Source organism: Alphaproteobacteria bacterium LSUCC0719 (genome assembly GCA_040839025.1).
Taxonomy (GTDB): domain Bacteria; phylum Pseudomonadota; class Alphaproteobacteria; order Puniceispirillales; family Puniceispirillaceae; genus UBA8309.
The window spans coordinates 474909-488911 of the sequence record JBFPJN010000002.1 but is presented as its reverse complement, the minus strand read 5'-3'; the positions used below and the strand labels follow the sequence as shown (position 1 = coordinate 488911).

At 60.0% G+C, this 14003-nt stretch carries 15 protein-coding genes; 3 read left to right on the top strand and 12 right to left on the bottom strand.

The window, feature by feature from the left end; all coding sequences use genetic code 11:
* The first annotated feature begins 21 nt into the window (after nt 1–21).
* Genes AB3X55_06995 through atpC form a run of 3 tightly spaced genes read left to right on the top strand, consistent with a single transcriptional unit; the run spans nt 22 to nt 2735 of the window.
* Nucleotides 22–897: a F0F1 ATP synthase subunit gamma gene (locus tag AB3X55_06995; protein MEX0503326.1), complete on the top strand. Its 876-nt coding sequence runs from the start codon at nt 22–24 to the stop codon at nt 895–897.
* Nucleotides 898–929: 32 nt separating this feature from the next.
* Nucleotides 930–2351 carry a F0F1 ATP synthase subunit beta gene (gene atpD, locus AB3X55_06990; protein MEX0503325.1) on the top strand — a complete coding sequence of 474 codons (1422 nt, stop codon included), beginning with the start codon at nt 930–932 and terminating at the stop codon, nt 2349–2351.
* Nucleotides 2352–2381: 30 nt separating this feature from the next.
* Entirely contained in the window at nt 2382–2735 is a 354-nt protein-coding gene (atpC, locus tag AB3X55_06985; GenBank protein MEX0503324.1) for an ATP synthase F1 subunit epsilon, read from the top strand.
* A gap of 104 nt (nt 2736–2839) precedes the next feature.
* Here atpC and AB3X55_06980 read toward each other — a convergent pair whose 3' ends face one another.
* From AB3X55_06980 to AB3X55_06925, 12 genes are all read right to left on the bottom strand, one after another.
* On the bottom strand, nt 2840–3322 hold the full coding sequence (locus AB3X55_06980) for an RNA pyrophosphohydrolase (GenBank protein ID MEX0503323.1): 483 nt from the start codon (nt 3320–3322) through the stop codon (nt 2840–2842).
* Nucleotides 3319–4674 carry a S41 family peptidase gene (locus AB3X55_06975; protein MEX0503322.1) on the bottom strand — a complete coding sequence of 452 codons (1356 nt, stop codon included), beginning with the start codon at nt 4672–4674 and terminating at the stop codon, nt 3319–3321. The genes AB3X55_06980 and AB3X55_06975 overlap by 4 nt, the downstream gene beginning before the upstream one ends.
* Nucleotides 4675–4782: 108 nt before the next feature.
* Nucleotides 4783–6336, bottom strand: coding sequence for a 2,3-bisphosphoglycerate-independent phosphoglycerate mutase (gene gpmI, locus AB3X55_06970; GenBank protein MEX0503321.1), 1554 nt, complete (start codon nt 6334–6336; stop codon nt 4783–4785).
* Nucleotides 6337–6448: 112 nt separating this feature from the next.
* On the bottom strand, nt 6449–6904 hold the full coding sequence (locus tag AB3X55_06965) for a 23S rRNA (pseudouridine(1915)-N(3))-methyltransferase RlmH (GenBank protein ID MEX0503320.1): 456 nt from the start codon (nt 6902–6904) through the stop codon (nt 6449–6451).
* An 83-nt stretch (nt 6905–6987) separates the two neighbouring features.
* On the bottom strand, nt 6988–7353 hold the full coding sequence (gene rsfS / locus AB3X55_06960) for a ribosome silencing factor (GenBank protein ID MEX0503319.1): 366 nt from the start codon (nt 7351–7353) through the stop codon (nt 6988–6990).
* Between the two features lie 4 nt (nt 7354–7357).
* Complete coding sequence (locus AB3X55_06955; protein MEX0503318.1) at nt 7358–8041, bottom strand: nicotinate-nucleotide adenylyltransferase; 684 nt, start codon at nt 8039–8041, stop codon at nt 7358–7360.
* Nucleotides 8022–9314 carry a glutamate-5-semialdehyde dehydrogenase gene (locus AB3X55_06950; protein ID MEX0503317.1) on the bottom strand — a complete coding sequence of 431 codons (1293 nt, stop codon included), beginning with the start codon at nt 9312–9314 and terminating at the stop codon, nt 8022–8024. Before AB3X55_06950 ends, AB3X55_06955 begins: the two co-directional genes overlap by 20 nt.
* A 26-nt stretch (nt 9315–9340) precedes the next feature.
* Nucleotides 9341–10486: a glutamate 5-kinase gene (proB, locus tag AB3X55_06945; protein ID MEX0503316.1), complete on the bottom strand. Its 1146-nt coding sequence runs from the start codon at nt 10484–10486 to the stop codon at nt 9341–9343.
* Entirely contained in the window at nt 10474–11508 is a 1035-nt protein-coding gene (obgE, locus tag AB3X55_06940) for a GTPase ObgE (protein MEX0503315.1), read from the bottom strand. Before obgE ends, proB begins: the two co-directional genes overlap by 13 nt.
* Before the next feature lie 140 nt (nt 11509–11648).
* Nucleotides 11649–11918, bottom strand: a complete 270-nt coding sequence (rpmA, locus tag AB3X55_06935; protein ID MEX0503314.1) for a 50S ribosomal protein L27 — start codon at nt 11916–11918, stop codon at nt 11649–11651.
* 54 nt (nt 11919–11972) lie between these two features.
* Nucleotides 11973–12479: a 50S ribosomal protein L21 gene (gene rplU / locus AB3X55_06930; GenBank protein ID MEX0503313.1), complete on the bottom strand. Its 507-nt coding sequence runs from the start codon at nt 12477–12479 to the stop codon at nt 11973–11975.
* Between the two features lie 264 nt (nt 12480–12743).
* Nucleotides 12744–13964, bottom strand: a complete 1221-nt coding sequence (locus AB3X55_06925) for a mandelate racemase/muconate lactonizing enzyme family protein (protein ID MEX0503312.1) — start codon at nt 13962–13964, stop codon at nt 12744–12746.
* Nucleotides 13965–14003 lie beyond the last annotated feature (39 nt).

The window sequence follows — 14003 nt, the reverse complement described above, 5'->3', positions numbered from 1 at the left end:
CTGGAACATGGAGCCTGATGCATGCCATCGTTGAAAGACCTTAAAACGCGCATCAACAGCGTGAAGTCGACGCAGAAGATCACTTCGGCCATGAAAATGGTCGCGGCGGCCAAACTGCGTCGGGCACAGGATTCTGCCGAGCGCGGTCGTCCCTATGCCGATCGCATGCAGCAGATCATCAATTCGCTTGCTGCCAAGGCCGACCCGTCCTCGGCACCGCAGCTTCTTGTCGGCAACGGCCAGGACAAAACGCATCTGCTTGTCGTGATGTCAGCTGATCGTGGCCTGTGCGGCGGCTTCAACGGTGCCATCACCCGTCAGACCCGGACCGAGGTGGCTCGTCTTCGCGGCGAGGGCAAGACGGTCAAGCTGCTGATGGTGGGGCGCAAATCCGCCGACGCGCTGCGTCGCGAGCTTGGCGATTCCTACATCGAAGCCCTTGAAGGTATTCAGGGCACTTCGGTTGCCTTTGCAGATGCCGCATCGATTAGTGACAAGGTGCGGACCGGTTTCGAGGCCGGCGAGTTTGATGTCTGCACCATCATCTTCAACAAATTCAAATCTGCCATTTCACAGGAAATCACGCTGAAGAAGCTGATTCCAGCCGAGGTCGATGATACAGCCACAGCTGATGAACAGGGCGTTTCCTATGAATATGAGCCGGAAGAGGAAGAACTTCTTGCTGCGGTACTGCCGCGCAATATTTCGACCCAGATCTACAGCGCCCTGCTGGAATCCTCGGCTGCCGAACTTGCGGCCCGGATGACGGCAATGGACAATGCAACGCGCAATGCGGGCGATCTGATCGACCGTCTGACACTGGTCTATAACCGGACCCGTCAGGCAACCATCACCAAGGAACTCATCGAAATCATTTCCGGCGCCGAAGCGGTGTAACGGACCAGGACTCAATCGCGGAGTAAGGATAAATGGCAAACAATATCGGCAAAATCAGTCAGGTCATCGGCGCCGTTGTCGATGTCGAGTTCGAAGGCCACCTTCCGGCCATCCAGAACGCCCTCGAGGTGGACAATGGCGGTCAGCGGCTGGTTCTCGAGGTGGCACAGCATCTTGGCGAATCGGCGGTTCGGACCATTGCGATGGACTCAACCGAAGGTCTTGTCCGTGGCGCTGAAGCCGCAGATACGGGTGCGCCGATCACGGTTCCTGTCGGCCCGGAGACACTTGGCCGGATCCTGAACGTGATTGGCGAGCCTGTTGATGAGGGTAAGCCCGTCAAGGCAAAGAAATCCTATCCGATCCACCGCCCGGCCCCGGAATATGTCGACCAGTCGACGGAAGCCGAAATCCTGGTAACGGGGATCAAGGTTGTTGACCTGCTGGCGCCCTATGCCAAGGGCGGCAAGATCGGCCTGTTCGGCGGTGCGGGTGTTGGCAAGACCGTTCTGATCATGGAACTGATCAACAACGTCGCCAAGGCGCATGGTGGTTACTCGGTGTTTGCCGGTGTTGGCGAGCGGACACGTGAAGGCAACGACCTCTATCATGAAATGGTTGAATCCGGCGTCATCAAGACCGATGGCGAAGGCTCCAAGGCCGCGCTTGTCTATGGCCAGATGAATGAACCGCCAGGTGCCCGTTCGCGTGTTGCGCTGACCGGTCTGACACTGGCTGAATATTTCCGTGACGAAGAAGGCCAGGACGTTCTGTTCTTTGTCGACAACATCTTCCGCTTTACCCAGGCGGGTTCGGAAGTGTCGGCGCTTCTTGGTCGTATTCCTTCGGCGGTGGGTTATCAGCCGACGCTCGCCACCGACATGGGCGCGCTTCAGGAACGGATCACCACGACAACCAAAGGATCGATCACCTCGGTTCAGGCCATTTATGTGCCTGCCGATGACCTGACCGACCCGGCACCTGCCGCCTCGTTTGCGCACCTTGACGCGACAACCGTTCTGTCGCGCCAGATTGCCGAACTTGGAATCTACCCGGCTGTTGACCCGCTCGATTCGTCCTCGCGTATGCTTGATCCGCGGATTGTGGGCGAGCGGCATTACCAGATCGCCCGTAACGTCCAGGAAGTTCTGCAGCAATACAAGTCACTGCAGGATATCATCGCCATCCTGGGCATGGACGAACTGTCGGAAGAGGACAAGCTTGTTGTGGCCCGTGCCCGCAAGATTCAGCGCTTCCTGTCGCAGCCATTCCACGTTGCCGAGGTCTTCACAGGCTCGCCGGGCAAGCTGGTTGGCCTTGACGACACCATTGACGGCTTTGCCGGCATCATCAATGGGGATTACGACCATCTTCCGGAAGCCGCCTTCTACATGGTTGGCACCATCGAAGAGGCCGTTGAAAAGGGTAAAAAGCTGATGCAGGACGCCGCCTAAGCGGTTCCGGCACCTAGGGAGACGTTCGCCATGGCGGAAACCACGCAACTCGAGCTGGTGACACCGGCAGACATCATGGTCCAGAAGCCAGCCGAAATGGTTGTGGCACCTGGTGCCGAAGGTCTGTTCGGCGTGCTGCCACGGCACGCGCCGCTGCTGTCCGATCTTGTACGCGGCATTGTCGAGGTGCATGAAAATGGCAAGGTGACCAACAGGTTCATGATCGATGGCGGGCTTGCCGATGTATCCGGTGAATCCGTGACCATCCTGACCGAACGCGCCGAGGATCTCGACAAGGCCAGCCGCGATGACATCAAGGCCCGTGCCGATGCCGCCAATGGGGCCGAGGCCGAATTCCTGAATGCGGTGCTGGCGGCACTGTAGCCGGTCACCATGACTGAATAGAAACGCCCGGCCATGTGCCGGGCTTTCTTTTTGTCCGGCCCCTGTTTCCTGTCAGGTCTGTTTTCTGCCAGGCGTGTTTCCCGTCAGGGCCGCAGCAGACCGGCGAATGACTCCATGAGGGTTTGGTAGACATCCCGCTTGAACGGCACCGCAAGGTCGATCAGCGATTGCGGTGCAATCCATCGCCATTCGCAGAATTCAGGTTCCGCCGTGTCAATGTTGATATCGGCGTCCGACCCGGTGAATTGCAGAGCCATCCATTTCTGCTTCTGGCCGCGATATTTGCCATGCCATAGCCGGTCGGCAAGTGGCTGGGGAATGTCATAGTGAAGCCAGTCATCATGTTCCTGAAGAAGGTCGGCCTTGTTGGTGCCGATTTCCTCCTTCATTTCCCGAAGACAGGCTTCGATGGCAGACTCGCCATGGTCGATGCCGCCCTGCGGCATCTGCCAGGCCTCGGCCCGGTTGTCCAGCCGCCGGCCGGCAAATAGCTGGCGTTTGTCATTCAGCAGGAAAATGCCGACACAGGGGCGATAGCCCCGTTCTTCATAGGGAATGTCACTCATGAGGCGGGCTTCAGAGCGCCAAAGACAGCCACACCGCGGATCAGGTCAAGCGCCCGTGCCAGCTGATAGTCGATCTTTGACCTGTCGACAGGCTCCTCGGGTGTGTCATCCTTTGCCTTTTCGGTGTCGGCCGTCCCGTTTGTGCCGGTGTCGGCATTTCCGCCACCGCCATTATCACCTTCAATCGCGCCCTTCAGATCCTCCTCGCGAACCACACCGCCTTCCACCGGCTCGATCCTGGCAAGCTCAACCTCAATATCCGGCACAATCCCCAGACCCTGGATCGATACCCCGGACGGTGTGTAGTAGCGGGCTGTTGTCAGGCGGATGGCCGAGGTGTTGGAAATCGGGATCACCGACTGCACCGACCCCTTGCCAAAGGACCGTGTGCCGAGAATGACGGCGCGCTTGTGGTCTTTCAATGCGCCGGCAACAATTTCAGAGGCGGAGGCCGATCCGGAATTGATCAGGATCACCATCGGCAGGCCGCGGGCAATGTCGCCGGGCTTGGCATAGACATGCGATCCACCATCGGCGTTGCGGCCACGTGTTGAAACAATCTCGCCTTCTTCAAGAAAGGCATCGGACACTGAAATGGCTTCGGTCAGAAGGCCGCCGGGATTGTTACGCAGGTCGAGAACAATTCCCTTCAGATTGTCGCCTTCCTCGCGGAAGAAATCGTCAACCGTGTCCATCAGGCCCGGTGTTGTCTGTTCGGAAAAGGTGGTGATCCGGATGTAACCGATACCATCATAGATTTCCGAGCGAACCGACCTGATCTTGATGAAGTCGCGCACGATGGTGATATCAAACGGTTCCTGCTGGCCACGCTGGACCTTGACGATCACTTTCGAGCCAACCTCGCCACGCAGCTTTTCCACAGCTTCGGACAGCTGCATGCCGATAATGGATTCATCATCGACGGCGATCAGGTAATCTTCCGGTTGCAGCCCGGCCCGTGCCGCAGGCGTGTCATCGATTGGCGACACGACCTTGACCATGCCCTGTTCCATCGTGATCTCGACACCAAGGCCGCCAAACCGACCCTTTGTCTGTTCCTGCATATCCGAAAAATTCTCGGTATTGAGAAAGCTCGAATGCGGATCAAGCGACGTTAGCATGCCGGTAATCGCGGCTTCAATCAGATCGCGGTCGTCAATTTCATCGACATAACTCTCGCGGACCCGCTGAAAGATATCGCCAAACAGCCCAAGCTGACGGTAGGTGTCCTCACGCGATGAGGATTGCGCTGTTGTCAGCGTTGGTATGAGCAGGCCAGCCATGAACAGGGTGGCGCAAAAGACGGCAACGTGCCAAAGACGGAGGCGGCTGACATGCGTCCAATTTTCCATTTCACTCGGCTCCTTCCGGGCATTCAGGCAACAGGATTAATGTAATGGTGATTCCAGCTTTTGCAACGCCGACAGATGGACGCGCCACACTACCGGCATCAGCCCGCCTCAATCGACATCTCCAAGATGTAACGGCCGCCCTGTCATCGCCGCTGGCCGTTCCACACCCATAAGTTCAAGCAGTGTCGGTGCCAGATCGGCAAGCCTGCCATTATCAAGTTTTGTCCCGTCGGCTGCGCCAACAAGAATGACCGGCACCGGATTTGTTGTGTGCGCCGTATGTGGTGAATTGGCGACCTCGTCCCACATCACTTCGCAATTTCCATGATCAGCGGTGACGATCATGCTGCCATGATGTGCCAGCACCGCTTCGGCGATTCTGCCGACATAGCCATCAACTGTTTCAACGGCCCGGATGGCTGCATCCAGATCGCCTGTATGGCCGACCATGTCTGGATTGGCAAAATTCATGACAATCAGGTCGTGACGACATGCAGCCAGACTGTCCAGCGCCGCAGCAACCACTCCCTCGGCGCTCATCTCCGGTGCCAGATCATAGGTTGCCACCTTTGGTGATGGCACCATGACCCTGTCCTCGCCCGCAGCCTGTGATTCATCACCGCCATTCAAAAAGAAGGTCACGTGAGGATATTTTTCGGTTTCGGCAAGCCGCAACTGACGGCGACCGGCGGCTGCCACCACCTGGCCCAGCGTGTCGTGGATTGTCTGCGGGCCGAACAGGGTGGTCATCCGCGAATCAAGTGCCGCCGAATAGGATGTCATGCCAATGACACCGGCAAGCCGGACCGGGACAAGATCGCCGTCAACCTCGTCGGGGTAAAGCCAGCAGGACAATAGCTGGCGCACCCTGTCGGCACGGAAATTGATCATTACGATGGCGTCGCCATCGCGCATGCCGTCATATCCTGCGATCACCCTCGGAGTTACGAATTCGTCGCTTTCGCCGCTTTCATAGGCTGATTGGAGCGCCGTCAGCGGGTCTGGGGCGGGCGCGTGCTGGCATGTCGCGTCCGCAATGGCCGCATAGGCTGTCATCGTCCGCTCCCACCGGTGGTCGCGATCCATTGCCCAATAGCGTCCTGTGAGCGTGCCGAATCGTGCGGTGCCGGCAACAGCATCGAGAAAAGGGGGCAGCGAATGTACGGCATCCCGTGGCAGTACGTCACGTCCGTCGGTGAAGCCATGTACGATGACATCCGCGCCCAATCCGGCAAGCCCGTTGATCACGGCCAGCATCTGGTCCTGATGCGAATGAACACCCCCGGCAGACAGCAATCCCATGACATGAACGCGGCCCCCATTCCGGGTCAGATCAGCCGCCAGTTCGGCAAGTGCCGGATGCGCCGCCAGCGATCCGTCAGCCAGCGCGGCGTTGATCCGTGGCAGATCCTGCATGACAACCCGGCCGGCACCGATATTCATATGGCCAACCTCGGAATTGCCAACCTGGCCTTCCGGAAGGCCGACATCCGGCCCGGACGCAGCAAGCCTGGCATGTGGCCAGCGCGCCGTCAGCGCGTCAACAGCGGGCGTCCTGGCAAGCGCAACGGCGTTGGCTTCGGTCGAGGCGCGAAGGCCCCAGCCATCCATGATGCACAGGACAACAGGCGGGCGGGATGTGGGGTGGTTCGGGTTTGTCATAATGCCTTATAACGCTGGCCGGTTTGCGAGTACAGGGCGCGTAAAGTCGAATTTTGGGGCGAATATCGGCGCGAATTCTGGGGCGAATATTGGGGCGAACAGGTCAAGGCATTCAGGCCCGATGATAGGGGTGCCCGGCCAGGATCATCGTGGCACGATAGAGCTGTTCTGCCAGCATCGCGCGAAACAGCATATGCGGCCAGGTGGCGCTGCCAAAGGCAATCTTGTGCTGCGCGCGGTCAAGAACCGTGCTGTCATGTCCGTCAGCGCCGCCAATGGCGAAATAGGTCGTCGGGACACCATCGTCACGATAGCGCCGCAGCAGCTCCGCCAATGCTTCTGACGAGGTATCCCGCCCACGGGGGTCACAGGCAATCAACGGTGCCGAAGGTGCAAGGTGCCGCAACAACCTGTCTGCTTCGTCACGCGTTCGCGCAGCGCCCGAAGGCAGACGTGATTCAACTTCGACAAGCGCACCACCCTGCGGCAGCCGGTCAAGCCAGTCGCCGACAAGTGTCTGTTCCGGTGACGCGCGGCCCCGTCCAACTGCAAGAATGACAAGTTTCATCAGATTACGCCATGACACCGGCACCATGGCCAGCCCGTCCCGCCAGCGCGCAGGACAACATGATTCCAGTTTTCGTCCCAGCGTCAGCTGCTGACGGTAACGGTCTCCTGCGGCCCATCATTGGCCCACATCCGTTCAAGCCCGTAAAATTCACGAACCTCGGGACGGAACAGGTGGATGATGACGTCATTCGCGTCAATCAGCACCCAGTCGGCCTGCCGCATGCCTTCAAGCCCGAGAACCTCGACGCCAGCCTGCTTCAGTCGGCGTTCGAGATGTTCGGCCATTGCCGCCACCTGACGCGATGAAGTGCCACTGGCAATGACCATATGGTCAGCCATGGACGATTTGCCCTGTAACGGGATGGCAACAACGTCTTCAGCTTTATCGCTATCTAGGGAGGAAGTGACCAATTCCAGGATCTGGTCGGGATCCGGATTCGATTGCATTCTGCTAATCGTTTCTCTCCAGTTTTGCGCACTGCTGCTCTGCCCGTTGCCGCGCCTGCCGCAGTGCTGTTGCCGACGCATGGTGCCGGCGCCCAGCGATGAAACACCACCCTTTTGCGCTTCGGCCGGATAATGCCAGATTTCTGGCCATCTGCCGCGGCGTTGTCCGGTGGCGCAGAAGCGCGGCTCCTGCTTTCAACGCAGAGTAAGAATAGCCCGGCCTGTCAATCACCGCAATGGGCATGGTTTCGGCGATGACATCATGCCGCTGCCAGTTCGCGAACCCGACCAGATTGTCTGCCCCCATCAGCCAGATAAAGCTGTGTCCGGGACAACGGGCGCGAAGATGCTGCAATGTCCGGAATGTCAGGCTTGAGCGAAAATCGACCTCCGGCGCGATGATCCGCACGCGCCGCCGGCCAGAAACAAGCCGTCGCGCCCCGGCGAGCCGAACCGGCAGACGGGCCATGCCAGCTTCATCCTTCAGCGGGTTCTGCGGGCTGACAAGCCACCACAGCTCGTCAAGTCGAAGCTGCCGCTGGGCCAGGTCCGACAGATGAAGATGGCCTTCATGCGCCGGGTTGAACGACCCCCCGAACAGCCCGATGCGAAGCCGCCGTCGGTCATGGAACAGCCTTGGTGTCAGGTGGCGGCGATCTGCGCCGTGATCAGGGGCGGATCTGTCCATTGCCCCTGACGATATATTTGAAGCTGGTCAGCTGATGCGCACCGACAGGGCCGCGTGCATGCATCCGGCCAGTGGCGATGCCAATCTCGGCTCCCATGCCGAATTCTCCGCCATCGGCAAATTGCGTCGATGCGTTGACCATGACAATGGCGCTGTCCACCTGTTGCAGGAACTGCTCTGCACGGGTGGCATCCTCGGTAAGGATGCAGTCGGTATGGTGCGATCCATAGGTGGCGATATGGTCTATGGCGGCTTCCAGCCCCGCCACGACGCGAATCGAAATGACGCTGTCGAGATATTCGGTCGACCAGTCTGCCTCTTCAGCCTGGCTGGCATCCGGGACAAGGCTGCATGTCGCTTCATCCCCGCGGATTTCACAACCGGCCTGCTGCAGGGCTTCAGCAATCGATGGCAGCAATGTCGGCGCCACCGCCTGGTCAATCAGAATTGTCTCGGCCGCGCCGCAGATGCCGGTGCGCCGCATTTTGGCATTGACCGCTATGTCGACGGCTTTCTGCGGATCGGCGGCGGCATCGACAAAAAGATGGCAGATACCCTCGAGATGCGCGAAGACGGGCACGCGGGCTTCGGTCTGTACGCGCTCGACAAGTGATTTGCCGCCGCGTGGGATGATGACATCGATCTCGCCATTTGCCGCCAGCATCGCGCCAACCGCACCGCGATCATCTGTCGGCACCATCTGCACGGCATGGCGCGGCAGGCCGGCCTGCGCCAGCCCATCCGCCATCAGGCCAGCCAGAAAGGCAGATGTCTCGCGGCTGTCCGAGCCGCCGCGAAGGATCGCTGCATTGCTGGCGATCAGACACAGCCCTGCCGCATCGACAGTCACATTGGGTCGCGATTCATAAATCACGCCTATCACCCCAAGAGGCGTTGCCACCCGCGCGATATCGAGTCCGTTTGGTCGTGTCCAGCGCGCCAGCTCGCGCCCGATCGGGTCGCCAAGTCCGGTAATGTCCTCAAGGCCTGCCGCCATGGCTTCGATCCGGTCAGGCGTCAGCGTCAGACGGTCGATGAAGGCGGCGCCGATGCCGCTTTCGGTGGCGCGTGTCACATCCAGCGCATTGCGCGCCAGAATGTCGTCACGCGCCCCGCGGATCAATGCAGCTGCGTTTGTCAGTGCAGCGGTTCGCAACTCATAGGCTGACAGCGCCAGCGCCGACTGGGCGGCGCGCGCATCACGGACAAGGGCGGAAATCAACGCCGCATGGTCGCTGGCAGCCTGGCTGCTGTTTTTCGACATGTCTGTCATCATAGCTCCTGTGACGGTCGCCGCATCTAGGCCCCTGGCTCAAGCATCGCCAGATTGTCGGCATGGATGACCTCATCCCGGCCACGATATCCTAGCAGATTTTCGATTTCACTGCTTTTATGGCCAAGAATGGCGCGCGTATCATCTACCGAATAGGCCGACAGCCCATGTCCGATGACCTGGCTGGCCTCGTCCTCGATGGCAATCAGATCGCCACGTTCAAAGGCACCGCTCGCTGCCACGACGCCGGCAGGCAGCAGTGAGCGCCCCTGCCGAAGGGCCTGTACCGCGCCGCCATCAACGGTGATTCGTCCTTTTGGCGTCAGCGCCCCGCCAATCCATCTCTTGCGGGCGGTCAACGGGGTGTGCTCGGCCCGGAACAATGTGTGCCGCCCGCCACCGATCAGGCCGTTCACAGGCCGAGAGTCCCTGCCATCGCAGATGATCATGTCGCATCCGGCGTTCATCGCGATCCGCGCCGCCTCGAGCTTTGTCACCATCCCGCCAGAGGCATAGCTGGCATTGGCCGTGCCGGCCATGGCCATTACCTCGTCGGTGATTGCCGCCACTTCAGGAACGTGACGGGCTGTCTTGTTCTGGCGCGGATTGCCGGAATAGAGCCCATCTACATCCGACAGCAGAATCAGCAGATCGGCGCTGATCATCGCCGCAACACGTGCCGCCAGCCGGTCATTGTCGCCGAATCTGATCTCGGCAGTCGCGACCGTGTCATTTTCATTCACCACCGGTACCGCACCATGCTCCAGCAATGCGGACATGGTGGCCCGCGCGTTCAGGTGACGTCGCCTTGTTTCGGTATCCTCGGGTGACAGCAGGATCTGGGCAACCTTGATGTCATGGACTTCCAGAGCTTCGCGCCAGGCATGTGCCAGCGTCACCTGACCGGTGGCGGCAGCGGCCTGTTTTTCCTCGATTGCCAGGACCCGGCCGGTAAGTCCCAGATTGCGGCTGCCAAGTGCGATAGCACCGCTTGAAACTACAACGACGTTCTTGCCGTCGGCGCGCAACATCGCGATATCGGCTGCCACGCTGCCAAGCCAGTCGGCATTGACGGCATTGCGCTCATCATCGATCAGCAGCGACGACCCGATCTTGATGATAACGGTTCGTGCTGCCGCGATGGCGGCGGCAGCAGCGTTCATGGTGACCATGGCACTGTCTCCTGCGGGGCGGCTTCGGCCTCTCGCGCGGATTCGATGGTGCTCATAAGGTGGCGGAGCAGGTCGCGAACGCCGGTGCCGCTGACCGATGACAGAGTTGTCACCATGCCGGCACCCGCCTGTTGCAGCGCATCACGCACATCCTCGGCATAGCCGTCAGGTGCCGCATCGATCTTTGTCAGCGCCAGCACTTCCTGCTTGTCGGCAAGCCCGCCGCCATAGGCGGCAAGTTCATCACGAAGTGTCCGCCATGCCGCCACCGGGTCCTCGCCCGTGACATCTACAAGATGCAGCAACACGCGGCAGCGCTCGACATGACCGAGAAAGCGATGGCCAAGACCGGCTCCGCGATGGGCACCTTCGATCAATCCGGGAATATCGGCCATGACGAATTCACGGTCATCGATGCCGACGACACCAAGATTGGGATGCAGCGTTGTGAACGGATAGTCGGCAATCTTCGGACGGGCCGCGGAAACGGTGCTGAGAAAGGTTGATTTGCCGGCATTCGGAAGGCCCAGAAGCCCGGCATCGGCAATCAGCTTCAGCCGCAGCCACACCCACATTTCCTGGCCGGGTTCGCCCGGCTGTGATTTGCGCGGCGCGCGGTTTGTCGAAGATTTGAAAAAGGCGTTTCCCTTGCCACCAGCCCCGCCTTTGGCGAGGATGAATTCCTGGCCTTCCTCGGTCAGGTCGGCAAGTACGGTTTCCTGATCATCGGCCAGAATCTGCGTGCCGACGGGAAGTTTCAGCAATACCGGCTGACCGGCGCCGCCCGACCTGTCGCGACCCGCCCCCGGCTTGCCGGACTGGGCCTTGAAATGCTGTTGGTAGCGATAATCGATCAGGGTGTTCAGCCCGGCCACGGCACGGGCGATGACATCCCCGCCACGGCCGCCGTCACCGCCGTCTGGGCCACCAAAGGGCACATGCGCCTCGCGCCGGAAACTGACGGAACCGGGTCCGCCATGTCCCGAACGGGTATAGATTTTGGCCTGGTCTAGAAATTTCATCCTGGATTACCTGGCTAATGCCCTGCGCTGACTACCTTTTAACACCATCTTGGTGACGGCAACAAAAAAGGGGAACAACCTTCGTCGTCCCCCTTGTCCAGACCGCCGGTGCCGGCGTCCGATCCTGTTGATCGGCGCCCTTACTCGGCGGCCTCTGCGGCTGGCAGCACGTTCACGAACATGCGCCCACCGGATTTTTCCTTGAAAGCTACCTTGCCTTCGACAAGGGCGAACAGCGTATGGTCCTTGCCCATGCCGACATTGTCGCCGGGATGAACCTTGGTGCCACGCTGGCGCATGATGATATTGCCGGCCAGAACCGATTCGCCACCGAACTTCTTCACGCCAAGACGGCGACCGGCGGAGTCACGACCGTTACGAGAGCTACCACCTGCTTTTTTATGTGCCATATCCAGCTCCCTTCAGCTGTCGGCGCGCCCGGCGCGCCAGATTGCGACGACTACCTAGGATTTCTTTGCGGCGGCTTTCTTTGCCGTCGCCTTTTTCGTCACTGCCTTTTTCGCAGCTGCCTTCTTTGCCGGCGCTGCCTTTGCTTCCGCCTTTGGTGCAGCCTTCTTGGCAGCAGCTGTCTTTGGCGCGGCCTCTGCTTTCTTGGCAGTAGCCTTTTTCGGTGCGGCCTTGGCAGCAAGCGACTTGCCGTCCTCGGCAATCGCGTTGATCTTCAGCAATGTCAGATCCTGCCGGTGACCCTGGGTGCGACGATGGTTTTTCCGGCGCTTGCGGCGGAAAATGATGATCTTCGGACCACGGGTCTGGCGCATCACGGTGGCGCTGACGGCCGCGCCATCAACGCGCGGCGTACCGATTGTCACCTTGTCGCCGTCACCAAGCATGACGACATCGTCAAGAATAACCTCGGCGCCTTCATCGGCGGCAATCCGCTCGACGAGAATTGTGTCATCCTTTGACACGCGATACTGCTTACCGCCTGTTCTTACCAACGCATACATGGCTTCCATCCTCGTTCCTACCGCACCCTTCACCTGCTGGCCGTGTCCCGGCCCTGCTCCTGACAGCGTGTCGCCGACTGCGCCGCGGTCCAGCTGTCATTACCCGGATGGGTGGAAAACAAAAACATACCGCTCTGGAACCCCAAAGCGGATTGCGCTGGAATATACGCCTCGATGCGCCGCTGTCAAGACCGCAATCGCGCTATCCGTCTAGGATTTCAGACGGATACCCGGCGGCGGTGTCTGCATCATGCCCAGCTACGCTCAGCCGCCGCCGAAAAGATCATGTCGTTTTGGGTCATGCGGGGCGTCTCCCATCTCGAGATGCAGCCTGTTGCCGCCCCATGGATGTGCCGCCACGACCGAATCGTCAAGCTCAACGCCAAGCCCCGGCGCGATGGGCGGAATGATATATCCATCTTCCCACAGCAGGGGCTTTTTCAGCAGACTGGCATGGAAGCCATCCATTTTCCCGATCGATTCCAGGATCAGGAAATTTGGAATGCAGGCGGCAAGCTGGATGTTGGCCGCGGCAACGACAGGCCCGCAATAGAGATGTGGAGCCACCTGAACATAGCGTGTCTCCGCCATTGCGGCGATTTTCTTGCCTTCGAGGATGCCGCCGGCGCGGCCAAGATTGGGTTGCAGAATGGCGGCCGCGCCACATTCCAGAACACGGGCAAACTCGAACTTGCTGCACAGCCGTTCACCGGTGGCCACAGGGATCGAGGTGCCGGCGGCCACCCGTGCCATTTCCTCCGGCATATCGGGGGGACAGGGTTCTTCAAACCACAGCGGATCATAGGCCTCAAGGCGCTGGGCAAGACGCAGCGCACCGGCGGCGGTGAACTGGCCATGGGTGCCGAACAGAAGATCGGCCCGGTCGCCGACGGCGGCGCGGATTTCACGGCAAAAATCTTCACTGCGGGTCAACGCCTCCAGATCGGGCATGCGCCCGTCATAGACGGTATATTGGCCGGCCGGGTCGAACTTCACGGCGGTAAAACCCTCGGCGACACGGGATGCGGCAGCCTCGGCGCTGGCATGCGGATCATTGTAGAAAAGGGCGGCATCCTGGTCCTTGTCCGGATACAGATAGGTGTAGGTTCGCAGCCGGTCATTCACCAGCCCCCCGAGAAGCGCATATACGGGCCGGTCAAGCGCCTTGCCAATAATGTCCCAACAGGCCATTTCCAGTCCGCTGACGACGCCCTGGACCGATGCGTCCGGACGGTGGGTAAAGCCGGATCCATGCGCCCGTCGCCAGAAATGCTCGATCCGGTCAGGAGGCATGCCCTCCAGATAGCGCTGGAACATGTCGCCGGCCATCTGGCAGACGACTTCCGGTGCAAAGCTGGCGGCATAGATTTCGCCAACACCGGTGATCCCGCAGGCTGTCTTCAGTCTCACAAAGATGAAATAACGCCCGCCAAAGCCAGGTGGCGGTGTGCCGACAATAAAGGTTTCCAGTGATTCGAGTCGCATCGGCGTCTCTCCCGGGGCAGGATGCTGTGGATGCTGACA

What these genes read in the sequence shown, in the direction of transcription:
- rplU (MEX0503313.1), bottom strand. Translation starts at nt 12,479, where the DNA reads ATGTATGCGTTGGTAAGAACAGGCGGTAAGCAGTATCGCGTGTCAAAG.
- AB3X55_06955 (MEX0503318.1), bottom strand. Translation starts at nt 8,041, where the DNA reads ATGGACAGATCCGCCCCTGATCACGGCGCAGATCGCCGCCACCTGACA.
- proB (MEX0503316.1), bottom strand. Translation starts at nt 10,486, where the DNA reads ATGGTCACCATGAACGCTGCTGCCGCCGCCATCGCGGCAGCACGAACC.
- AB3X55_06925 (MEX0503312.1), bottom strand. Translation starts at nt 13,964, where the DNA reads ATGCGACTCGAATCACTGGAAACCTTTATTGTCGGCACACCGCCACCT.
- rsfS (MEX0503319.1), bottom strand. Translation starts at nt 7,353, where the DNA reads ATGCAATCGAATCCGGATCCCGACCAGATCCTGGAATTGGTCACTTCC.
- AB3X55_06980 (MEX0503323.1), bottom strand. Translation starts at nt 3,322, where the DNA reads ATGAGTGACATTCCCTATGAAGAACGGGGCTATCGCCCCTGTGTCGGC.
- AB3X55_06995 (MEX0503326.1), top strand. Translation starts at nt 22, where the DNA reads ATGCCATCGTTGAAAGACCTTAAAACGCGCATCAACAGCGTGAAGTCG.
- AB3X55_06950 (MEX0503317.1), bottom strand. Translation starts at nt 9,314, where the DNA reads ATGACAGACATGTCGAAAAACAGCAGCCAGGCTGCCAGCGACCATGCG.
- AB3X55_06965 (MEX0503320.1), bottom strand. Translation starts at nt 6,904, where the DNA reads ATGAAACTTGTCATTCTTGCAGTTGGACGGGGCCGCGCGTCACCGGAA.
- obgE (MEX0503315.1), bottom strand. Translation starts at nt 11,508, where the DNA reads ATGAAATTTCTAGACCAGGCCAAAATCTATACCCGTTCGGGACATGGC.
- gpmI (MEX0503321.1), bottom strand. Translation starts at nt 6,336, where the DNA reads ATGACAAACCCGAACCACCCCACATCCCGCCCGCCTGTTGTCCTGTGC.
- atpC (MEX0503324.1), top strand. Translation starts at nt 2,382, where the DNA reads ATGGCGGAAACCACGCAACTCGAGCTGGTGACACCGGCAGACATCATG.
- rpmA (MEX0503314.1), bottom strand. Translation starts at nt 11,918, where the DNA reads ATGGCACATAAAAAAGCAGGTGGTAGCTCTCGTAACGGTCGTGACTCC.
- AB3X55_06975 (MEX0503322.1), bottom strand. Translation starts at nt 4,674, where the DNA reads ATGGAAAATTGGACGCATGTCAGCCGCCTCCGTCTTTGGCACGTTGCC.
- atpD (MEX0503325.1), top strand. Translation starts at nt 930, where the DNA reads ATGGCAAACAATATCGGCAAAATCAGTCAGGTCATCGGCGCCGTTGTC.